The organism is Clostridium thermarum (assembly GCF_006351925.1).
GTDB classification, from domain to species: Bacteria; Bacillota; Clostridia; order Clostridiales; family Clostridiaceae; genus Clostridium_AU; species Clostridium_AU thermarum.
This window is the reverse complement of the sequence record NZ_CP040924.1, coordinates 3,114,927-3,135,754: the sequence shown is the minus strand read 5'-3', so window position 1 is coordinate 3,135,754 and position 20,828 is coordinate 3,114,927. Positions and strand designations below refer to the sequence as shown.

The following is a 20,828-nucleotide window of genomic DNA, read 5'->3' as shown; positions in this document are numbered from 1 at the left end:
TGAACAATAATGTTGAAAAACCTTCTTATAGTATTCTATAATAAGAAGGAATTGCTTTTACAAGCTGTTATAATACAAATGCTTTAAAATGGAGGTAGCAATGAAGAGTATTCAGGATAGACTGGCTCAGGAACTTAATATAAGCCTGAAACAGGTTGAAAGTGTTATTGAACTTTTAGATGAAGGGAATACGGTGCCTTTTATCGCCCGTTACAGAAAGGAAAGAACCGGCGGACTTGATGATGAGATACTTAGAAAGTTCTTTGAAAGACTTATATATTTAAGGAGCTTGGAAGAGAGAAAAGCAGACGTAGTAAGACTGATAGATGAGCAGGGTAAACTTACAGAAGAGATAAAGTTAAGCATAGAAAAGGCAGATACCTTGACAGAAGTTGAGGATATATACAGGCCTTATAAGCCTAAGAAAAGAACAAGGGCTACCATTGCTGAAGAAAAAGGCTTAAGACCCTTGGCAGAGACAATATATTCCGGTGAATTCAAAGGAAACATACTGGAATATGCTTCAGGATTTATAAATGAAGAAAAGGCTGTTACAAATGTAGAGGAAACTCTGCAAGGGGCTATGGATATCATCAGTGAAATGATTTCCGATGAAGCAGATTTCAGAAAGTGGATCAGAAGTGCAGTACACAGAGAAGGACTTATAGAAACCACAGGTTCTTCAGAAGAGCCCACACCCTATGAGATGTATTACAACTATAGTGAAGCTGTCAGAAATATACCACCTCATAGAATATTGGCCATAAACAGAGGAGAAAAGGAAAAGGTTCTAAATGTAAAAATTACTATAGATGAAAATAAGCTTATCCAGTATCTGAGGTCTCAATGCTTAAAAGGAAACAGTATCACAGATTCATACATAGAAGAGAGCATTAAGGACTCACTGAAGAGGCTTATATATCCATCCATTGAAAGAGAGATAAGGTCTGATTTAACAGAAAAGGGTGAGAATGGCGCCATTGAAGTATTCAAGGCAAATCTCAAGGCCTTGCTTATGCAGCCGCCAATAAAGGGAAAAGTGGTAATGGGTTATGACCCAGGCTTTAGAACCGGCTGTAAGATTGCTATATTGGATGATACCGGTAAGTTCCTGGATAATGCAGCCGTTTATCCTACAGAACCTAGAAAGGATGTGGAAGGGGCAATTAAAACTCTGAAGAGTTTGGTCTATAAATATAATGTTGATGTAATATCCTTAGGAAACGGTACTGCCAGCAGAGAATCTGAAGAAGTGCTGGCAAGGCTTATAAAAGAAGTTAAAGAAGAAACGGGAAAAGAACTTTACTATGTAGTGGTTTCAGAGGCCGGTGCTTCCGTATACTCAGCTTCGGAACTTGCAGCTAAGGAATATCCGGATTTAGACGTAACGGTAAGAGGGGCCATATCCATAGGCAGAAGACTTCAAGATCCACTGGCTGAGCTTGTAAAAATAGATCCAAAGTCCATAGGTGTAGGTCAATATCAGCATGATGTCACACCAAAGAAGCTGGATGAATCCCTAAAGGGAGTAGTAGAAGACTGTGTTAATAATGTGGGAGTAGACCTAAATGTAGCTACACCATCGCTGTTATCCTATATATCCGGTATTAATGCTTCCATAGCTCAGAACATTGTAGCCTACAGAGAAGAAAACGGTAAGTTCAAGAGCAGAAAAGAACTGTTGAAGGTTAAGAGACTGGGACAAAAGGCCTATGAGCAATGCGCCGGCTTCTTAAGGGTTATGGAAAGCTCTGAGCCGTTGGATAATACCGCTGTACACCCAGAATCCTATGAGGCTGCAAGAAAGCTTATAGAACTTCTTGGTTACAGTAATGATGATTTGAAAAAGGGCTTAGCAGATATAGACGAAAGAGTCAAGGAAAAAGGACTTACAACCATAGCTGAAACAATAGGTGTGGGTGTAATGACCTTGCAGGATATAATAAAAGAACTTAAAAAACCGGGCAGGGACCCAAGAGAAGAGCTTCCAAAGCCAATATTTAAAACCGGTATATTAGACATAAACCAGCTGAAGCCAGGTATGATACTTACCGGTACTGTAAGAAATGTATCCGACTTTGGAGCCTTTGTAGATATCGGAGTACACCAGGATGGACTTGTACATAAGAGTCAAATGGCAGACAGATATGTAAAGCACCCCTTGGATATAGTTAAGGTTGGAGATATTGTGGAAGTAAGAGTGCTTGAAGTTGATGAAAAGAGAAAGAGAATTTCACTATCCATGAAAAAGGAGAAATAAATTTTAGAGAAATATTGAAAATTTTTTGACAATGTTATATAATATGTTTGTAAATAAAAAGTACTTTCAGGGCAGGGTGTAAATCCCGACCGGCGGTATAGCCCGCGAGCCGTAAGGCAAGATTCGGTTAGATTCCGAAGCCGACAGTAAAGTCTGGATGGAAGAAGGTATGAGTTGTGATGGATTTTTTGCCCTGACTTTTTGTCGGGGCTTTTTATTTTATATCTGAGTATAAACTGGCGCCACCTCAGATATACTGAATTAAATCCATCCTATCTACCTCCTGAAGTAATTAATGAGGAGGAGTTAAAAATGAGTAATGTATCAACAAAAACCAGTTATTTAGTAAAACTATCTTTATTGGCAGCTATTTCTGTAGTATTAATGTACTTAGAATTTCCGCTGCTTCCGGCATTTCCTTGGTTAAAAATTGACGGAAGTGATTTACCGGCCCTCATTGGTTCTTTTGCCTTTGGACCTATCACTGGAGTAGCCATAGAAGCATTAAAAAATGTGTTAATAATTCTGATAAAGGGAACAGAAACAGCAGGTATAGGTCAATTAGCTAACTTTATCATCGGAGCCACTTTTGTCGGTACTGCCGGTATGATTTACAAATATAAAAAGACAAGAACCAACGCCATAATTTCCATGGCCGTAGCTACAGTGGTTATGTCTATAATAGGAATATTTGCGAATATTTTTATCCTGATACCATTGTACATGCCTGGCATGAGCAGCGCTGATTTAATGAACTATGTTACTAAGGGCATAGTGCCCTTCAATCTGATAAAAGGTTTAGGGGTATCTATAATAACTTTACTTGTTTATAAGAGAATTTCTGTAATTATAAATAGAGAAGGCTTCCAATACGAAGGAGAAAAAATATCAAAAAAGACAGCATAATAACAAGGTTCAGAGTCAACAGACTCTGAACCTTTAATGCTTTATAGCTGAAAATCTCTTTTCCACATTATAAGTGCATCTTCTTTATTATCTTCATAATAGGACTTGCGGATGCCCTCTTCCACAAAACCAAATTTTTTATAAAGATTAATTGCCTTGAAGTTTGATACCCTAACCTCTAAGGTGGCAGCGGTTACCCCTTCTATTTTGCATATGTTCATCAAGGCGTCTACAAGCATACTGCCAATGCCAAAACCGCGGAATTCAGGATGTACTGCGATATTTGTTATATGGGCTTCATCAATGATAATCCACATTCCTCCAAAACCTACTACAATACCATCCTTTACCGCCACTACATAACGGGCGTACCTATTAGAGAGCTCTTGCTCAAAGGATTCCTTACTCCAGGTGATAGGAAAACTCAGCATGCTTACATTCAAAACACCTTCAATATATTTATCCTCTATAGGTATTATTTCAACATTACTCATTACTATTCAACCCCATCTTCATATCATACTCTCTTTCTGCTTGAGATTTTCTTAGATATATGGGAGTACTTTGATTCAAATCTTCTGCAATTCCCTGCTTGAGCAGCCCTAAACCTAATTGGCCAAGGGAAGAAGCTCTGGCCAAGTTCAGGTGACAGGGAGCAAAATAACTGCCACTAATGTTAGACTTGAGTATGTCTCTAAATTTACCGGTACCGTCACCAATAAAGTGCACAGCTTTTTCATCCTTAAGCCTATTGATCAGTTCATCAATTGAAATTACCATGTAATCAGAGATTCTTTTTAGGTCTTCACCTTCAAAGGTATAAAGTGCAGTATACACATTGTTTCTTAGGGCGTCTAATATGGGGCATATTATGCCGCTGCTGTAGGCTAGATTATAAGCTAAAGCATCTAAGGTTGAAACAGAAATAAAAGGTTTCTCAGCGCCAAAACTCAAACCCTTTATTGTGGACATACCAATTCGGAGTCCTGTAAAAGAACCGGGGCCTTTTGAGGATACAAAACCGTCAATATCACTGATGTCTAAATGGATAGAGGAAAGAAGGTTATCTATCATAGGCATAAGAATAACGGAATGTTGTTTTTCAAAATTAAAGGTTATTTCACCCAATAATTTATTGTCCTCAATGACAGCACAGCTTGCTGCTTCTGTGGCAGTATCAATTGAAAGTACTCTCATAGCTCTAACTCCTTTACATAATCATATCTTTCACCTGTGTAATTTATTACAATTTTTCTGAAGTTTTCTCCTCTTTCCGGAAGCTTGGTAATAGTAACCTCCAGGGATCCTTCCGGTATAAGTACATCTATGTAGGCTGCCCATTCTATGACACTTACTGCATCGCTGAATATGTACTCATCAAAGCCTATAGCTTCTATTTCATCTGGATCATTAACCCTATAGACATCAAAATGATTGAGTTTTAATCTACCCGTATCATACTCATTGACAATAGTAAAGGTAGGACTTGTAATATCATCATCTACTCCAAGACCGAGGGCGATACCCTTGGTAAAATGGGTCTTTCCCGCACCTAAGTCGCCGTTAAGGCAAATAATATCGCCGGCCTTTGCCCTCTGGCCTATCTGCCTACCTAGGGATATAGTATCTTCTAAGCTATTTATTATAAATTCCATGGCAGAATTCACCTCTTCAACTAACGTTCTAAGTTTATATTATATACACTTGAGTATAATGCTATTCTATATCAAAATTATGAAAAAGAAAAGCAATTTAGGGTATAATGAGGTAATAGAAAGAAAATACTAAACAAAATATTCGTCCTGACGTGTTTTAATTTTAATTGTTTCTCAATTTTCTGTAAGTTTGCAGTTATTAGGGTTTTGTTCTATAATTGGTAGGTAAGAATTGCTCATTGAGGGGTGAGTGTATTGAGAAGAGTCATAAATTTGGCTGTAGCTTTCAGTTTTCTGTTAAGTGGATGTAATAAGATGGAAAATACACCGATGAAGCCGGAAACTATGGAGACACCGGAAACGCCGGTGGTAGTTGAGCAGAAAATTGAAGTTGAGGAGTTTTTGAGGATAGTTACTTCTGATAAGCTTCTTTATCATATGGTAAAGGATATTGTGAAGGATAAGCATAACGTGGACTATATGATGGATACAGAAGAGGAACAGAGAAGCTTTGTATTTACAAAGGATTCTTTAGAGAATATTGCCACTAAGGATATCTTCATATATTTCGGAACAGGTTTTGAACCTTGGGTTGATAAGTTTGTAGAACAGATAAATAAGGATAGGGTAACAATTATTAACAGTACCAGAGGTGTGCGACTGCTTACTCTTGATAAACCTAAGTCCCATGGTGATATTAAGCTAACAAACAACCCATACTTCTGGTTCGATATAGATGATTATAAGATAGTATTATCTAATATAAAGACTGCAATACAAGAAAAGGATCCTAAGAGAAGAGAAGTATATGAAGAAAACTTTAAAGAGGCCATTAAGCATTTGGATGAAATAGATAGTAAGTTTTTGGAGGATATAAAGGACTATAAAGAATATACTTACATAGCATTAAATGATAATTTGGATTACCTTTTTGGTCATATAGATATAAAGCCATTTAAGCTTTCCAAGGAAGAAGATGTCCAAAACCTGCAAGAAGAGTTTAAAAACAAGGCTGATACTCAAGATAAGTATGTTTTATTGTATGATGATGAAGCAGAATTGGCAAGTTACGAGGGGTTAATTAATAATGAAAGTATTAAGAGAATAAAGATGAATAAATACAGTAAAGATAAGAGCATTATTGAGATGATAGAGGAAAATTATAGTTATTTGAGGGAACAGCTAATAATGCCGGAGTGATTACCCAGTATATGACATAAACTTAGTTATAAATATAAAAAAAGTTGTCTAAAAAATGTTGCTTTTTTTTCAATAATAATATATAATAAATTTTGTCACGAAGGGGTATAGCTCAATTGGTAGAGTAGCGGTCTCCAAAACCGTTGGTTGCGGGTTCGATTCCTGCTGCCCCTGCCAGTGAAACCTTGTAGAATCAATGTCTACAAGGTTTTTTATTTTTTCGTAAGTAATTATAGTTTGTCCTTTGGGCGTGAATTGGGCGTAATAGCATTTTGGCCGAAAAAAAGCACCCACTATTGGGCGCTAGAAAATAATCCGTTTAATTTTTCTGCTGCTGCTTTCTGCATACTAGGTAATACGTGTGAGTATATATCTAAAGTTATATTTACGCTGCTATGGCCTAATCTCTCACTTACAACTTTTGCAGGCACATTATGAAGTAATAATAAAGTGGCATGAGTGTGCCTTAAATCATGGAATCTTATCATTGGCACATCATACTTTTTTAGTATCTTTGGAAATTTCTTTGCTATGTACTGAGGATCATACAACCTGCCATCATCTTCCCAGGCACAAACATATCCTTCATCTTTATATTTTTGATTATTTTCTTTTATCCTGTCCTGCCTTTTCTTATGCAATACCAATAAATCTTTTAAGTCATCAGGGATAGGAATTCTTCTTACTGAAGATTTTGTTTTTGGTTTTTTTGTAATTAACTCACCATTTATATTTTTCACAGAGCTCCTTACATAGATTTCACCTTTTTTAAGATCTACGTTTTCCCATTTCAAAGCACATATTTCACCTTGCCTCATTCCGGTACCTAATGCAAGGGCAATTTGAATATATATATTTTCTCCCCTAGATTCATGCAAAAACTTTTTTACTGTAAATTCATCCCAGACATTTACTTCAATTTCTTCTGGAGATGGAGCTTTTACAAATTGGCAAGGATTATTATTTATTAACCGCCAAGCTACTGCTTGCTTCAGAGCTAGATTTAAACACCGATGAATCTTTAAGATTGTTGAGTTGCTTAGCTCAGTTTCACCCATTAACGTACTATAAAATTTTTGTATGGTCATTGGTGTTAATTTAAGTATCTCAATTTTGCCAAGATGTTTGTTTATTGTATTGCAGAACTCACTATATCGTTTATGAGTACTTGGTGAAATATTTGTTTTATGCGTTTCCAGCCATTCTTTTAAATACTCTTCTATGGTTGTTTTTTTATCTTCAATATACTTACCACTATCAATTTCAACTAATTTTTCCCTTAGTGCCTTTTTGGCTTCACTTTCTTTCTTAAAACCACTCTTTGAAATACTTTTTCTACCGTAGATTTCTATTTCTGCTGAAGTAAACTCTATTTTGTATCTCCAGCCCTTACCATGTTTTTGAACGTAACCTGTCATTTTTTATATTTTCCTCCTCGTGAATCTTTTGTTCATTATTATTACCTGAAATGCGAATTTTTAATTCATCACTTTGAGTAAAGAAAAAAGTTACGCCATCAATTTCAATAAATGTAATACCCTCCATAATTTCATCCCCTTAAAGCTAGTTACGAACTTTTGTTCCCCTAGTGTTAATTATATACTATTAACACCATAAAATTCAAGTGAGTTAATATATATTTCGTTAATGTATATATTTTTACCTTTAAATGTCGATATGTCGACATATTAACAAAGTGTTAATAAAAAATGAGTGCAAAAAGACAATAAATATTTGTCTTATTTACACTCATAGTTATCTTGAAGTCATTTAAACCATTTACCTATTATTTTTTAGGCTTTGATAATTTCTCTAAAATACTGTTAGCAATGTCGTCAGATTGCTCTTTAAGTAATTCAACTAGTTTCTCTTTAGTTAATCCACCTGGATAACTATTTTTATCATAACCAACTCTAACTTTATGTTCATTTATAGAGAATTCGGCTATGCCTTCTTGTGGATGATTTGTCCTGCCTAATATGTAATCAACAGTGCAACCGTAAAAGTCTGCTAAAAATTCTAATGCACTTAGTTTTGGTTCGATTTCTTCAGACTCGTATTTTTGATATGTTCTTAAGCCAATATTTAGTTTGTCTGCTACTTCTTTTTGAGTCAAGTCATTATCTTCTCTTAGATCCTTTAATCTTTTTCCAAACATATAAACAAAAACCTCCCCAAGTACACTACTTGCGACATTATAATTTATATTATAATATGTAAAACCATACGAATTATAAATACACGAATAAAAAATTCATAAAAACGAAAAAATGATATTGACATACGAATTAAAATGACGTAATATTTTATTTAGAAGGAGGTGATAATATGACAAGACAAAAGAAAAATAGCAACTTTAAAATATTTAGAGTAACTAAAGGTTTAACACAAAAAGATTTGGCTATGCTTGTAGGTGTAACAGATAGAAGTATACAACTATATGAGAGCGGAAAAAGATTTCCTACAGTTGACGTGGCGAAAAAAATCGCAGATGAGTTAGGCAAACCAATAGAGGAAATTTTTTTTACCAGCAATACGAATTAAAAGTTCGTAATGAGGAAGGTGTCCACAATGCTTAAGGTTTTAGAGCTAAGGAAGTTAAGGGGATGGACACAACAAAAATTGTCTGAAGAAACCGGAGTATCTAGAAATTATATTTCTGAAATAGAAAGAAATAGTCATTCGGTAACTGTAGATATTCTGTGCAGACTTTGTAAGGGGTTTGGCGTAACACCAAATGATTTGATAGAAGAAAAGTATTGGAGAAAGTAAAACACGGAGGATGGGGTATGTATACAGTAGCAGAGGTTGCGGAATATTTAAAAGTTAGTAGTGCAACAATTTATAGATTATTTGAAAGTAAGAAACTAAATGGAAGAAAGGTTGGCGGACAGATTAGATTTACTAAAACTGATCTTGCAGCCTACTTGGGGATAGGAATAGATGAAGTAATTGTTCTAGGAGGTAATTATGCTAAGTCCAGAGGCTTGCAAGAGGCTTAATGAGGTCATAGTTGAGCATACAAGACTTGCGAAAGAGTTTATAAGTTTCCCGGTAGCCAGTACCGTGGTAGAGGCTTCGGCCATAAGAAAGAAAAAGAATGAAATAAAACAGCGGATAGAGGAACTAAGAAAAGAGAGAAAGGCAATTTTGGGACAATAGGCGGAAACGCCTATTATAAAAAATCAAAAACCGGAAAAAGGTAAACACTTCTCTATTATATTCTATTCGAACTTTTCTAATAATATTCACGTCTAGAAAAATTCTTTAGTGCCGCAATGGCAATGATTTTTGAGAGGAGGAAATAAAATTGAGTAATTTAGTAACAATTAACAATCAAGATTTACAGATTAAAGAGTTTAACGGACAGCGAGTAGTAACTTTTAAGGACATTGATTCTCTTCATGAGAGACCAGAGGGAACAGCTAATAAAAGGTTTTTAGACAACCAAAAGCATTTTGAAAAAGGCATAGACTATTTTGAATTTACAGGTGAGGACTTAAAAGAAATTAAACGGCTTCCGAATTTCGGAATTGGTTTAAATGCTAGCAAAGCAATCTTAATTACAGAAAGCGGCTATCTGATGTTAGTAAAATCCTTCACAGATGATCTTGCCTGGGAAGTTCAAAGACAATTAGTTAATACATATTTCAGAGCTAAGGAGGTAAATCCGTTCAAGGGATTATCTAAGGAATTACAAGCTATCTTCTTAATTGATAGAAGGACACAAGAAATTGAAGAAAGAGTAGACAAGCTGGAAAACAAAATGACTATTGATTATTCGCAGCAGGAAGAGATAAGAACTAAGGCTACACAAAGAGTTATACAGGTACTGGGCGGTAAAGATGTACCTGCTTATAAGGAATTGAATAAAAAAGCGTTTTCAGCATTATGGAGAGATTACAAAAGAGCTTTAGATGTTAATTCTTATAGAAATACAGCAGTTAAAGATTTCGATAAAGCCCTTAACTATGTAGTTACTTGGAAGCCTACTAGGGAATTAGAGTTAATGATTGCTGGGGCAAACAGCCAAATGAGGATATAAAGGAGGAGAAGCGTATGAATAAAAATGAAGTTAAAAAACTATTCTGGAAGTTTGTAGATGGGATTGAGTTTTGTTGTGACACAATAACGAAAAATAGTGCTGGTGTGGTTGTTGAAAAAGGAATGGAAAAACGATGTTAAGGCAGGAAATCAGACACTTATAACCCCAAGAGGAAGAGAAACATTTAGGTTATTACTTATAAAAGATGGATTAATTAAGGAGGAAATGTAAAAAAATGTGGTGTACTTATACAAAAACTTTCGTGTTTAGAGATTGTTTTGATGATTGCATAGTTGACGGGAATGTTGATGCCATAAATAAGTTATTAAGTCTGAAACAAGAGGATAGATCTTGCGGTGCTTTTATAACAACCGATGTTTTATCAGTAAGTTTGATATCTGACAGCTTTGGGGCTTATAAAAGTGAAGATGATGGAACTTGGAATCTATCTTTTTATAAAGATGATGTTCAAATTGCAACGGTTTCGCTCTGGCACTATAAAGAAGTTCATCTTTGTTTTGAAATTGAAGAAGATGTCAGAACTGATGAATTTAAGATACACTACTGCAACATAAAAGCTTTTAAAGATTATCAATTATAATTTTTTAAACCGTAAAAAACCCAAACACTTCCACATTATTATATTATGCTAAAGTTTTTAGAATTATAACCAGGGAGGTAAAAATTTTGAAACACGGTAGAAGGCTTACTATGGAAGAGAAAAAGTTTCTTGCTAAACAGGGATATGAGGCTAAGAACTTCCTAAGGATAAAGAAAACTGCTGAATACTATGAGTTTCTAGAGGTATATTCCGGAAAGATATTAACGGTAAGGAGGTAGCCACATTGGAAGCACTCAGAACAGAGTTATATGAAGCAATTCAAAACGGTGCAATCCGATCCGGAGATTGTTAGAAAAAGCCAAGAACTGGACCAACTAATTGTCCAAGCTATGAGAGGTGGTGAATAGGGTGTTAATAAGGGATCAGTTGATATTTTGGGGGTGTTTAGGGTTTATTGCTCTAATAGGGGCAATAGATGAATTTATAGTGCAAAAGAGAAAGAAGGTGAGAAAATGAAAGACTTACCGGACAGCATGTATGACTACCGGCATGAGCATGAGAAAGCAGAAGTAGTAGACGTTTGCATGATATGTAACAGATACATATTAGATGGCGAAAGCTATTACGATTTTGCCGGTGATGTAGTATGTGAGGATTGCTTAAATGACTATGTTAAAGATCATAAAACAAGATAAAAAAAGAGCTGCCGAAGCAGCCAAAACAAAAAATACGCTAAGTTAATTCTAATTCAGATTGGAGGAAATGTAAAGTGGATGGAGATTTAAAACTTGCAGAGTTAAAAGGATATGTTACTGCAAAAGTGGATGAATACAGCAAAATAGTAACAAGAACAAATAATCATTGGGTATCAGTTGTAAAAGTAGCAGATGATTTTAGCGACTTGTTAGAAATGATTATAGATATGCTAGGTCAGAAGGATCTAGAAGAACAAACAGAGACCGCTGATTTTAACATTGACTTTACAAGATTTACAGAAACACTTAAAAACTTGAACAGTAGATTACAAGGTAGATCGGAGGAAATGTAAATATGGATAAGCTTGAATGGCTTAAAGAAAGGCAGCGAGGTATTGGTGGAAGTGACGTAGGAGCTATCTTAGGAGTAAACAAGTGGAAAACACCATTTGAAGTATATCTTGAAAAAACAGAAGAAATAACAGAAGTTAAAGAAACATCTGAAGCTGCATACTGGGGAACGGAACTTGAAGAATTAGTTGCTAAGGAATTTACTAAGAGGACCGGTAAGAAGGTTAGAAGGGATAATAAGCATTTAATACATTCTGAACATCCATTTATGGTAGCAAATATTGACCGTAGAGTTGTAGGAGAAAACAGTATATTGGAATGTAAAACTGCTAACAGCTTTAGTGCTAAAGAGTGGGAAGGTGACGAAGTACCAGCTAGTTACATACTTCAATGTCAGCATTATATGGCTGTTATCGGTGCAGAGAAATGCTATATAGCTTGTCTTATTGGTGGACAAAGGTTCATCTATAAAGAAATTCCTAGGGACAATGAGTTAATTGAAATGATAATAGCGGCCGAGAAGGAGTTTTGGGAGGAACATGTCATGAAAAGAATTCCTCCGGCCTTGGATGGATCCAGCGCAGCTGAAAAGTATCTCAAAGAAAAATACTCTAATCCGGTACAATTTTCAGAGATAAATCTCAAGTCAGAGTATAAAGAAATGATAGATGAATATTTACAGCTTAAAGAAAACATGAAAACTCTTGAAACTAGATTGAAAGAGATAGAGAACAACATTAAGAATGAGATTGCAGATAATGAGAAAGGGTATGTAGGCAACTATGAGGTCAACTGGGTACCTGTAACATCTTCAAGAGTGGACAGTAAACTCTTAAAAAATAAATATCCAGACATATATAAAGAAGTTTGCAAAGAATCATCATATAGAAAATTTGGAATAAAGGAGTGTAATTAATAATGGCAACTGTAAATGAATTAAAAAATGAAATAACAACTAAGAAGGAAACAGGAGTAGGGAGTGCAGGGAATACGATAAAGAGCTTACTAAACAGTCCTGCTATTAAGAAAAGATTCGAGGAAGTATTAAATAAAAAAGCACCGCAATACATGAGCAGCATAGTTAATCTAGTTAACGGTGATACAAACTTAAAGAAATGCGACCAAATGAGTGTAATTGCAAGCTGTATGGTCGCAGCAACTCTTGACCTCCCAGTGGACAAAAATTTAGGCTATGCCTGGGTAGTACCTTATGGTAATAGAGCACAATTTCAACTTGGTTATAAAGGCTATGTACAGCTAGCACTTAGAACAGGACAGTACAAGTCTATAAATGTTATCGAAGTCCATGAAGGTGAGCTTATTGAGTGGAATCCACTTACAGAGGAATTAAAGATAGATTTTAGTCAAAAGAAATCAGATGCAATTATCGGCTATGCTGGATATTTTGAATTGCTGAATGGCTTTAAGAAATCAACTTACTGGACCAAGGAACAAATTATAAAGCATAAAAACAAATTCAGTAAATCAGATTTTGGTTGGGAAAATGACTTTGACGCTATGGCTAAAAAGACAGTTCTTAGAAACATGCTATCTAAATGGGGAATATTAAGCATTGAAATGCAAAATGCTTATACAGCGGACCAAGCTACAATAAAACCGGAAGCAGTAGAAACAGGGGACATAAAAGGCAATGTTGACTATGTAGAAGCAGATTTTGAAAACTATGAGGGAACACCGTTTCAAGATGAACAGTAGGTGAATCTAAATGGCAGGAGAAGCAACAAACAAAGGCTGGATAAGCCTTTACAGGAGCATACAAGACCACTGGCTGTGGCAGGAGAAACCATACGATAAAGCACATGCTTGGCTGGATCTTCTCCTGTCGGCCAATCATAAGGAAGCTAAGATCTTAATGGATAACACGCTGATAAAACTAGAAAAAGGGAGCTTCTTTACATCAGAATTAAAGCTTGCCGATAGGTGGGGATGGTCCAAGAAAAAGGTTCGAAATTTCCTCGAATTACTTTCAAATGACAACATGATTGTAAAGGAAAGTACCAAAAAAGGAACCAAGATAACCATAGTAAATTACGAGGTTTATCAGCAACGTGGGAACCATGAAGGAACCATAACGGAACCATTAAGGAACCATGAAGGAACCATAACGGAACCATTAAGGAACACAAACAATAATGATAATAATGATAATAAAGAAGAAGATAGTATTCTTCTTCCGGAGACTTATGAACTTAATAGTTATTTTGAAACTATAACAAAAAGGATGGGAGTAATATCAAGTCAGTTACCGGAACTTAATGAGCTGGTAAAAATGTATCCTTACGATTGGATTAAAGAAGCTATGGGAATAGCAGTGGAGAAAAACGCCAGGACAGTACGGTATATATCAAAGATATTGCAGAACTGGACCGTAGAAGGAAAGACAGAAAAGAAGAAGCAAGAGGAACCACCAAATGGCTGGGGACATCTTAAAAAGTTCACATAAGGCGGTGATACAGTGATTAATCAGCCACTACCAAATGATATTGAAGCAGAAAGAGCCTTATTATCAAGCATATTTCAAAAGAATGATGTTTTAGTTGATATAGTTTCAATTCTTAAAGCCTCAGACTTCTACAATACAGCACACCAAATAATTTTTGAGAAACTTGTAGAGCTATATATAAAGAACATCCCTATTGATTTAATAACATTCACAAATAATTTAGAGAAAGAGAAACTACAGAGCATTGGAGGGATAACCTATCTATCACAAGTTATAGATTCAACTGCTACCACAGCACATTACAAAAACCATGCAAAGATAATAAAAAATCTGAGTGACAAAAGGCAAATTATAAAAGGCTGCCGGGAAGCTTTAGAAATAGCTCTTAAAAAAGAAAGTGATCCGAAGAAAATTATAGACAAGCTAGAAACAGAGTTTATAGGATTGAATGATCTTGAAGAAGAGAAAACAGTAAATGCTACCGAGTTAATGGAATACACCTTAAATCATATCGAAAAAAGCTATCAGAGAGGTGGAAAGGCTCCAGGTATACCTACAGGGTATGCATTGCTAGATAGAGCCCTTGGCGGCCTTGTAAAGGGGGATTTATATATTGTTGCTGCTAGGCCATCTATGGGTAAGACAGCATTAACAATGAACATTATAAGTCATATCCCGAAGCAAAATAATGTAATGTTGTTTGAAATGGAAATGAGTAAAGAAAAGATGGGAATTAGACTACTAGCTCCAAGAACATTACTACAAGCACAAGCCTTATCCAGGGGAGAGCTAAAAGATTCAGAGTTTGATATTCTAACACGAAAAGCAGCGGAGATAGCTGGTAAAAACAACATATTTCTTAACTGTAAGGCTGGTTTAAATTTAGCAGAGATAAGAGCAGAAGCTAAGAAAATAAAGCTTAAGCATGGATTAGATGTACTTTTTATTGACCATATAGGAAAGATAAGGCCAGACAACCCCAAGGCCCCTAGAAATGACCAAGTAGGACAAATAAGCGAAGGACTAAAGAATTTAGCAAAGGATCTTGACGTGTGTGTAGTAGCTTTATCACAGCTTAATCGAGCAGTAGAAGCAAGAGCGGACAAGCACCCTCAGCTATCAGATTTAAGGGATAGCGGAAATATTGAACAAGATGCAGATATAGTAATGTTTCTTTACAGGGATGATTACTACGCAGAGAGAGAGAATCGTGAGAGTAGAAAGCCTGGGATATTAGAGATAGCGCTAGGAAAGCAAAGGGATGGAGAAGTAGGGATTATAGAGCTATCTTACAACACTAAGTATCAAATAATAACGGAAATACCGCCCAAAGGAGGTAGATAGTTTGGATAGATGGGGGATATATGAACTGCTAAAAAGTAATAAACAAGTGGATATTAAAGAAATAGAACGGATACCGGCGGAGGAAGTCAAAGAAGGACTTATAGAGTATTTACTAATGAGAAATAACAGCTTATGCGGAAAGGGGAGAGAGTATGCCAGAAAGTAAAAGGAGTAAGTATGGATCTAAAAAAGTAACAGTTGATGGCTATACCTTTGATAGCAAAGATGAAGCAGCCTATTATAAATATCTTTTGAGATTAAAAGCACAAGGTAAGATATTAAACTTTGAACTACAACCAGTATATGAGCTAATACCAAAGTTTAAGAAACATGGAAAGTCATATAGAAGGACAACCTATACACCGGATTTCTTAATATACCACCTAGATGGATCGGAGGAACTCATAGATGTTAAAGGCTTTAGTACACAGCAAGGAGAGCTCAGGAAAAAGCTATTTGATTTTATATATCCAGATGTAAAGCTTACGTGGATAGCAAGGAATCTAAAGTATGGTAATGAGGACGGTTGGATTGAATACGAAGAATTACAGAAAAAGAGAAGGGAGAATAAGAAATGTTAAGTGAAGATTTAAGAGAAGAGCTGGAAGATCTATGTGAGGAGAATGATTTAACCATAGATTTTAACTTTGATCACCCTATAAGAGTGACAATAAGAAAGAGTATGCAGGTGAACTTGTTGGAGCCTATTCCAGAGGCTGCCTACTTACAGTTTAAGTTTGGCATCGATAAGATAGATTTTGACTTCGTTGGAGACTTTAGGATTGATGAGAAGTTGTTCAGTAAGTTTTCAAGCAAGATAAAGAAACTGCATTACATTTATCTTCAGGAGCAGTATGCACAAAAGGGTAATAGATATAAGAATGGTGTAAAAGTTATATGGACAACCTCCAGTGGTGATAAGGTAGCAATAGTAAAAGGTTGGTATGAGGGATAGGAAGGTGGGCCTATGAATAGACAAGAGAGAAGACAGAGGGAAAGAGAGATAGCAAAGCATAGCCAAACAATAAATTCTCTTAATTCTAGGCAAATAGCTTTAGTAGATGCAATGGTCAATGAGAGAGTGGCCTTTGAGAAAAGTAAAATTAACAAGGATGTTATCCTATACTGCAGCTATGCGCTAACTAAAAATTACATTGAAGAAGCTGTTATCATCGATGCAATCGAAGATGTAGCAGCACTAATAAAAGAAGATAACCCAAATAAAGTAGAAAAGGAGTTTGTTGAAATGTTAAAAAATAGAGAACAAGTAATGAAATATTTTGAGGAGAATAAAGGCAAGAGCAGAAAAGAATTAATAAAAGAAGCTTCGTACAAGTTTCCGATGTTGGCAAAGAACTCTATAGCTAAATACTGTGACGAGTTTAGAAAAGCAAATCTATCGGCCGAAGCTGAGGAAGAAGAGGATCCAGATGTGATAGAGGCTATGGAAAAGATAGCAGATATTATAGGCGATGATCCGGTCGAAGAGAAAAAAGTAGCTGAGGAAATCATAAAAGAGGCCGACAAAGTTACTACTGAAGCAGAGAGTGCAATTGTAGAAGTTAAGCAGGAAGAAGTTAAATGCCAGGATGGAGTTTGTACTATACCGGAGCCTAAGGAAGTAGTTAAGAAAAAGCTAAAGGTTAAGACAATGACCATAGAGGGTGAGAATGGCCTATATGTAGTTGATAGCCAAGGAGTTACGTTAAAGAAGGATGGCGGAACCCTTTCATTTGATAGTCTGCAGCAATTTGAGGAGTTTATAGAAGAGTTCAGAGAAGTATTCACAATGGTTTGCTAGTTGGAAAAAAAGCAGGCGGTGGACAGGCTCATCGCCTGTGGGACACATTCGATTTTTATTGCAAATTAAGGGAGGGGTAAAAATGTTTAAAGTTTTTTACAGCGTGGGAAAAGGTAACTATTGCTTTAATATCTGGGGGACAACAGAGGATGCAAAAAGAGTTAAAGACTCTTTGGAATCCAAAACCTATATCACAGGTGTTTCAGTTTATGAAAGCCATGATTTAGGGAATAGAAAACTTACTAGAGTATGTTAAAGGTAGATTCGGCTATCTTTAACATACCTGTAGAGAACATGAGGAGGGATAGAAATGAGAGATTTAAAATTTAAAGCTTGGGATAAAGAGAAAAATAAGTTCGTAGATGCCAAATGGAGAATGAAAATTGGCCTTGATGGTTCAGTAACATGGTTAGTAGACCGCTATGACGGGAATTTTAAACTTATAGAAAGAGAGGAAATTGACGGAAACGATAGATTTGAACTGATTTAATACACTGGATGCCACGACAAAAACGGTGTGGAGATTTATGAGGGGGATATTTTAAGAGATACTGATAGTGAAATATATTATGTTGATTTTATTAGAGGATGTTTCTACCTAAAAACAAAGTATATAAGTTTTCCTCATCTAGGATGGACAGAATGGTTACCTATGTGCGAAATAGATAGATTAGCAAATCCTGTAGATTTTGAAGTAATCGGCAATATCTATGAAAATCCGAAACTGTTGGAGGGGTAAGGATGAAGAAAATTAATGTATATTATGTCAATGAAGGACTAGACGGCGTAGTTGTTGCTAAAAGCTTAAAACAAGCTATAAAAAAATTAGCTCCATACTATGCAAGTAAAACACATAAAGTAAAGCAAGTAGCTGCAGATATGGTTAAAGAAATAAAGAAGGATTGGAAAGATAGTAATAGTCAAACTTGGAGTTGTGAAGAATCCAAAGTAAGCAAGAAAGGTAAACACAGAAGGTCTAAGCTATTAGGTTGGTATGAGTGGTAGTAGGAGGGGTAAGGATGGATGGCTATAACCTAATTTGATCTAATTCAAGGTTTAAGTATTACACCAAAGACGGAAAACTCTTCAGGAAAAGCAAAAATAAGATGCTTGGGCTTGGATATATAGAAGATAATATGGGACTTTATAAAAGACTCTGTGAATTAATATAGGAGGGTAAAGATGGCAAGTATTTGTAAAGGATGTACTTTTAATAACAATGGCTGGTGTAGAGCAAGGAAAACCAACCAAGGATTAAAAGACTTAATATCGTGTGAATACAAGAAAACTGATAATATGGTTGCTTTAGAATCATACCTGCAGCAGAAGTTATTTGAGTTAGAATTTGATAACACTGCTTATAATAGAGGATTAGTTAAAGGGCTAGAAATAGCAGTACAGATTATGAAAAAATGATTCGCAAACGCTAATTATTGCGAAGGAAAGGAAGGGTTAAATGTTAAAAGTAACAGGTCATTCAGATGATTTAATTGTTATAGAGGGTGAAATAAGAGAAGAGTTCGGAAGATATAATTCGGAGGAAGATTACCTTGCATTTTCAGATGGTACAGTATTGAGAGCGTACTATGACGAAGATGGCCTTTGGAGATTCATTGTAGTATTTAAAGGCTCTCTGTTCAAAGAAAAAATTGAGGGTAATGTTCAAGAAGATATTAATGATTTGGTAACATTCCATGCAGGCATAGTATGGTGCGTGTGTGGTAAGGATTTAGCAAAGAAATGAAGTATAAATTAACTTACATTGATAGAACTACTAATACTGAAATTATAGAAAAATTTGAAGCCGATTCAAGCAAGTCAGCAATAAAAAAAGCTGAGAAAATCTTAGCAAATAAAAAGTATACTGAACCGGAGCTGGTGGAGGACTTAAATTATAACACAAATGTTATTAAAAAATATGAAGGGTGTAAGTACTGCTGCTGTGCTGATTGCGTTAATAGTTGCCAACAATGTAATACTTGTACCGGAAATGATACTGCTATAGGTGGATGTGGAGAATATAATAACGTCTTGAAAGAAACTCTACAAGAGCAGATAAGTTTGTTTTAAGTAGGTGAGTTATGAAACAGCTAAAGATATTTGATGAGATTATAGTGGACAACTTCGCCGGTGGTGGCGGAGCTTCCACTGGAATAGAGCTTGCAATAGGACATAGCGTTGATATAGCAATTAACCATGATCCTGCTGCCATTGCAATACACAAGGCAAATCATCCAGAAACAGAACATTACTGTGAAAGTGTGTGGGATGTAGACCCACGTAAGGCAGTTAGGGGGAGACCAGTAGGGTTAGCTTGGTTTTCACCGGATTGTAAGCACTTTTCTAAAGCCAAAGGCGGGACACCGGTAAATAAAAATATCCGAGGACTTGCGTGGGTAGCGGTCAGATGGGCAGCTACAGTAAGACCAAGAGTAATTATTCTTGAAAATGTGGAAGAGTTTAAGACCTGGGGACCGTTGATAAAAGACGAGAACGGAAACTACTACCCGGACCCTAGTAAGGCAGGGTATACATTTGAGCATTTCGTAAAAAGCCTTAGAAAGCTAGGATATACGGTAGAATGGAAAGAATTAAGGGCATGTGATTATGGCGCCCCAACTATAAGAAAAAGATTATTCCTAATAGCAAGATGTGATGGTAAGCCTATAGTATGGCCAGAACCAACACACGGAGATCCGAACAGTGAAGAAGTGAAAAGTGGCAAGCTAAAGCCTTGGAAAACTGCTGCGGAAATTATAGACTGGTCAATTCCATGTCCAAGCATATTTGATAGAGAAAAGCCTTTGGCAGAAAGCACACTTAGAAGAATAGCAAGGGGAATACAGAAGTTTGTTATAGATAATCCAAGGCCGTTCTTAGTGCAAGTTAATCATAGCGGTAATGAATGGCACTATTGTAGAGAGTTAGATAAGCCATTTCCTACAGTAACTGCAAAGCATGGATTTGGATTGGTTTCACCAGTACTTATACAGATGGGGTACGGAGACCAGGAAGGGAAAAGAGTTTTAGATCTAAATAAGCCTTTAGGAACAATAACTGCTGGTGGCAATAAATTCGGACTAGTAACTGCATTTATATCTCAGCAATTTAAAAATTCAATAGGCCAAAGTTTATTGAAACCATTATGGACCACAACAGCAGTAAATAAGGCAAATTTGGTTACTGCTTTTCTCTTAAAGTATTATGGCGCTGATATAGGCCAAGATATTAATTCACCACTCCATACAGTGACTACAAAGGACCGCTTTGGTTTAGTAACAGTTGAGGGGCAAGACTACCAGATAGTAGATATAGGCATGAGGATGCTGCAACCACATGAATTATTTAAGGCCCAAGGCTTCCCGGAGAATTACATAATAGACCATGATTACACCGGTAAAGCTTATCCTAAAACTGCACAAGTAGCTAGATGCGGTAATGCGGTACCGCCGCCTTTTGCTGAAGCACTGGTGAGAGCAAATCTTCCGGAGCTGTGCGAGGGTAATGGTAAGTTTAGAAATGTTGGATAATGAAAGGAGTTAATT

General features: G+C 36.0%; 35 protein-coding genes, 1 tRNA gene, 1 pseudogene and 1 riboswitch. Of the genes and pseudogenes, 31 read left to right on the top strand and 6 right to left on the bottom strand.

The window, feature by feature from the left end:
• Positions 1-100: 100 nt before the first annotated feature.
• Together FHY60_RS14295 and FHY60_RS14290 are read left to right on the top strand one after the other, a co-directional pair.
• Positions 101-2,260: a Tex family protein gene (locus tag FHY60_RS14295; RefSeq protein ID WP_139905663.1), complete on the top strand. Its 2,160-nt coding sequence runs from the start codon at positions 101-103 to the stop codon at positions 2,258-2,260.
• Between the two features lie 58 nt (positions 2,261-2,318).
• Positions 2,319-2,433: riboswitch (FMN riboswitch) on the top strand.
• Positions 2,434-2,572: 139 nt separating this feature from the next.
• Positions 2,573-3,166 (top strand): ECF transporter S component, encoded by a 594-nt coding sequence (locus tag FHY60_RS14290; protein ID WP_139905662.1) that lies wholly within the window; start codon positions 2,573-2,575, stop codon positions 3,164-3,166.
• 41 nt (positions 3,167-3,207) lie between these two features.
• Here the strand turns inward: FHY60_RS14290 and rimI are convergent, their stop codons facing one another.
• From rimI to tsaE, 3 genes are read right to left on the bottom strand one after another with little or no spacing between them, the layout of a single operon-like run.
• Positions 3,208-3,660 carry a ribosomal protein S18-alanine N-acetyltransferase gene (gene rimI / locus FHY60_RS14285; RefSeq protein WP_139905661.1) on the bottom strand — a complete coding sequence of 151 codons (453 nt, stop codon included), beginning with the start codon at positions 3,658-3,660 and terminating at the stop codon, positions 3,208-3,210.
• Positions 3,653-4,363 carry a tRNA (adenosine(37)-N6)-threonylcarbamoyltransferase complex dimerization subunit type 1 TsaB gene (gene tsaB / locus FHY60_RS14280; RefSeq protein WP_139905660.1) on the bottom strand — a complete coding sequence of 237 codons (711 nt, stop codon included), beginning with the start codon at positions 4,361-4,363 and terminating at the stop codon, positions 3,653-3,655. The genes rimI and tsaB overlap by 8 nt, the downstream gene beginning before the upstream one ends.
• Positions 4,360-4,821 carry a tRNA (adenosine(37)-N6)-threonylcarbamoyltransferase complex ATPase subunit type 1 TsaE gene (gene tsaE, locus FHY60_RS14275; protein ID WP_139905659.1) on the bottom strand — a complete coding sequence of 154 codons (462 nt, stop codon included), beginning with the start codon at positions 4,819-4,821 and terminating at the stop codon, positions 4,360-4,362. The genes tsaB and tsaE overlap by 4 nt, the downstream gene beginning before the upstream one ends.
• 255 nt (positions 4,822-5,076) lie before the next feature.
• Between tsaE and FHY60_RS14270 the strand changes: the two genes are divergently transcribed.
• Positions 5,077-6,021, top strand: a complete 945-nt coding sequence (locus FHY60_RS14270) for a metal ABC transporter substrate-binding protein (protein ID WP_139905658.1) — start codon at positions 5,077-5,079, stop codon at positions 6,019-6,021.
• Between the two features lie 101 nt (positions 6,022-6,122).
• Positions 6,123-6,198 (top strand) — tRNA-Trp (locus FHY60_RS14265).
• Positions 6,199-6,314: 116 nt separating this feature from the next.
• Here FHY60_RS14265 and FHY60_RS14260 read toward each other — a convergent pair.
• The 3 genes from FHY60_RS14260 to FHY60_RS14255 form a co-directional block, all read right to left on the bottom strand.
• A complete protein-coding gene (locus FHY60_RS14260) occupies positions 6,315-7,439 on the bottom strand; it encodes a tyrosine-type recombinase/integrase (protein ID WP_139905657.1) in 1,125 nt (374 codons plus the stop codon).
• Positions 7,411-7,566 (bottom strand): hypothetical protein, encoded by a 156-nt coding sequence (locus tag FHY60_RS18045; RefSeq protein WP_163215776.1) that lies wholly within the window; start codon positions 7,564-7,566, stop codon positions 7,411-7,413. The genes FHY60_RS14260 and FHY60_RS18045 overlap by 29 nt, the downstream gene beginning before the upstream one ends.
• 241 nt (positions 7,567-7,807) lie before the next feature.
• Positions 7,808-8,179: a helix-turn-helix domain-containing protein gene (locus tag FHY60_RS14255; RefSeq protein ID WP_139905656.1), complete on the bottom strand. Its 372-nt coding sequence runs from the start codon at positions 8,177-8,179 to the stop codon at positions 7,808-7,810.
• A 170-nt stretch (positions 8,180-8,349) separates the two neighbouring features.
• Between FHY60_RS14255 and FHY60_RS14250 the strand changes: the two genes are divergently transcribed.
• From FHY60_RS14250 to FHY60_RS14140, 27 genes and pseudogenes are all read left to right on the top strand, one after another.
• Entirely contained in the window at positions 8,350-8,565 is a 216-nt protein-coding gene (locus tag FHY60_RS14250; protein WP_139905655.1) for a helix-turn-helix transcriptional regulator, read from the top strand.
• 27 nt (positions 8,566-8,592) lie between these two features.
• Positions 8,593-8,793 carry a helix-turn-helix domain-containing protein gene (locus tag FHY60_RS14245; RefSeq protein ID WP_163215777.1) on the top strand — a complete coding sequence of 67 codons (201 nt, stop codon included), beginning with the start codon at positions 8,593-8,595 and terminating at the stop codon, positions 8,791-8,793.
• Between the two features lie 17 nt (positions 8,794-8,810).
• Positions 8,811-9,023, top strand: coding sequence for a helix-turn-helix domain-containing protein (locus FHY60_RS14240; protein WP_139905653.1), 213 nt, complete (start codon positions 8,811-8,813; stop codon positions 9,021-9,023).
• Complete coding sequence (locus FHY60_RS14235) at positions 8,992-9,183, top strand: hypothetical protein (RefSeq protein WP_139905652.1); 192 nt, start codon at positions 8,992-8,994, stop codon at positions 9,181-9,183. Before FHY60_RS14240 ends, FHY60_RS14235 begins: the two co-directional genes overlap by 32 nt.
• A 148-nt stretch (positions 9,184-9,331) precedes the next feature.
• Positions 9,332-10,066 (top strand): ORF6C domain-containing protein, encoded by a 735-nt coding sequence (locus tag FHY60_RS14230; protein ID WP_139905651.1) that lies wholly within the window; start codon positions 9,332-9,334, stop codon positions 10,064-10,066.
• A gap of 14 nt (positions 10,067-10,080) precedes the next feature.
• Complete coding sequence (locus tag FHY60_RS18540; protein ID WP_279230412.1) at positions 10,081-10,206, top strand: hypothetical protein; 126 nt, start codon at positions 10,081-10,083, stop codon at positions 10,204-10,206.
• Positions 10,207-10,301: 95 nt separating this feature from the next.
• Positions 10,302-10,667: a hypothetical protein gene (locus tag FHY60_RS14225; RefSeq protein ID WP_139905650.1), complete on the top strand. Its 366-nt coding sequence runs from the start codon at positions 10,302-10,304 to the stop codon at positions 10,665-10,667.
• 86 nt (positions 10,668-10,753) lie between these two features.
• Positions 10,754-10,906 (top strand): DUF6906 family protein, encoded by a 153-nt coding sequence (locus FHY60_RS18040; protein WP_163215778.1) that lies wholly within the window; start codon positions 10,754-10,756, stop codon positions 10,904-10,906.
• Positions 10,907-10,936: 30 nt separating this feature from the next.
• Positions 10,937-11,035 (top strand): aspartyl-phosphate phosphatase Spo0E family protein, encoded by a 99-nt coding sequence (locus FHY60_RS18765; protein WP_139905649.1) that lies wholly within the window; start codon positions 10,937-10,939, stop codon positions 11,033-11,035.
• Between the two features lie 105 nt (positions 11,036-11,140).
• Positions 11,141-11,323, top strand: coding sequence for a hypothetical protein (locus FHY60_RS14215; protein ID WP_139905648.1), 183 nt, complete (start codon positions 11,141-11,143; stop codon positions 11,321-11,323).
• 74 nt (positions 11,324-11,397) lie between these two features.
• Positions 11,398-11,676: a hypothetical protein gene (locus FHY60_RS14210; protein WP_139905647.1), complete on the top strand. Its 279-nt coding sequence runs from the start codon at positions 11,398-11,400 to the stop codon at positions 11,674-11,676.
• Between the two features lie 2 nt (positions 11,677-11,678).
• Positions 11,679-12,590, top strand: coding sequence for a YqaJ viral recombinase family nuclease (locus tag FHY60_RS14205; protein ID WP_139905646.1), 912 nt, complete (start codon positions 11,679-11,681; stop codon positions 12,588-12,590).
• 2 nt (positions 12,591-12,592) lie between these two features.
• Positions 12,593-13,390, top strand: a complete 798-nt coding sequence (locus FHY60_RS14200; protein WP_139905645.1) for a recombinase RecT — start codon at positions 12,593-12,595, stop codon at positions 13,388-13,390.
• Between the two features lie 10 nt (positions 13,391-13,400).
• Positions 13,401-14,138: a DnaD domain protein gene (locus FHY60_RS14195; RefSeq protein ID WP_139905644.1), complete on the top strand. Its 738-nt coding sequence runs from the start codon at positions 13,401-13,403 to the stop codon at positions 14,136-14,138.
• Positions 14,139-14,150: 12 nt separating this feature from the next.
• Positions 14,151-15,482, top strand: coding sequence for a replicative DNA helicase (dnaB, locus tag FHY60_RS14190; protein ID WP_139905643.1), 1,332 nt, complete (start codon positions 14,151-14,153; stop codon positions 15,480-15,482).
• Between the two features lies 1 nt (position 15,483).
• A complete protein-coding gene (locus FHY60_RS18035; protein ID WP_180375418.1) occupies positions 15,484-15,648 on the top strand; it encodes a hypothetical protein in 165 nt (54 codons plus the stop codon).
• Positions 15,635-16,063, top strand: coding sequence for a DUF1064 domain-containing protein (locus FHY60_RS14185; RefSeq protein ID WP_139905642.1), 429 nt, complete (start codon positions 15,635-15,637; stop codon positions 16,061-16,063). The genes FHY60_RS18035 and FHY60_RS14185 overlap by 14 nt, the downstream gene beginning before the upstream one ends.
• Positions 16,057-16,437 carry a hypothetical protein gene (locus FHY60_RS14180; protein ID WP_139905641.1) on the top strand — a complete coding sequence of 127 codons (381 nt, stop codon included), beginning with the start codon at positions 16,057-16,059 and terminating at the stop codon, positions 16,435-16,437. The genes FHY60_RS14185 and FHY60_RS14180 overlap by 7 nt, the downstream gene beginning before the upstream one ends.
• A 12-nt stretch (positions 16,438-16,449) precedes the next feature.
• Positions 16,450-17,283, top strand: a complete 834-nt coding sequence (locus FHY60_RS14175) for a hypothetical protein (protein ID WP_139905640.1) — start codon at positions 16,450-16,452, stop codon at positions 17,281-17,283.
• Positions 17,284-17,365: 82 nt separating this feature from the next.
• Entirely contained in the window at positions 17,366-17,539 is a 174-nt protein-coding gene (locus tag FHY60_RS18030) for a hypothetical protein (RefSeq protein ID WP_163215779.1), read from the top strand.
• A 54-nt stretch (positions 17,540-17,593) separates the two neighbouring features.
• Positions 17,594-17,773: a hypothetical protein gene (locus tag FHY60_RS14170; protein ID WP_139905639.1), complete on the top strand. Its 180-nt coding sequence runs from the start codon at positions 17,594-17,596 to the stop codon at positions 17,771-17,773.
• A 12-nt stretch (positions 17,774-17,785) separates the two neighbouring features.
• Positions 17,786-18,022, top strand: a pseudogene (locus FHY60_RS14165) (YopX family protein); the annotation flags it as partial.
• A 2-nt stretch (positions 18,023-18,024) separates the two neighbouring features.
• Positions 18,025-18,288 carry a hypothetical protein gene (locus tag FHY60_RS14160; protein ID WP_139905637.1) on the top strand — a complete coding sequence of 88 codons (264 nt, stop codon included), beginning with the start codon at positions 18,025-18,027 and terminating at the stop codon, positions 18,286-18,288.
• Between the two features lie 177 nt (positions 18,289-18,465).
• Positions 18,466-18,699, top strand: coding sequence for a hypothetical protein (locus FHY60_RS14155; RefSeq protein WP_139905636.1), 234 nt, complete (start codon positions 18,466-18,468; stop codon positions 18,697-18,699).
• Positions 18,700-18,739: 40 nt separating this feature from the next.
• Positions 18,740-19,027, top strand: a complete 288-nt coding sequence (locus FHY60_RS14150) for a hypothetical protein (protein ID WP_139905635.1) — start codon at positions 18,740-18,742, stop codon at positions 19,025-19,027.
• Positions 19,024-19,353: a hypothetical protein gene (locus FHY60_RS14145; RefSeq protein ID WP_139905634.1), complete on the top strand. Its 330-nt coding sequence runs from the start codon at positions 19,024-19,026 to the stop codon at positions 19,351-19,353. Before FHY60_RS14150 ends, FHY60_RS14145 begins: the two co-directional genes overlap by 4 nt.
• 11 nt (positions 19,354-19,364) lie before the next feature.
• On the top strand, positions 19,365-20,813 hold the full coding sequence (locus FHY60_RS14140; protein WP_139905633.1) for a DNA cytosine methyltransferase: 1,449 nt from the start codon (positions 19,365-19,367) through the stop codon (positions 20,811-20,813).
• Positions 20,814-20,828: the final 15 nt, after the last annotated feature.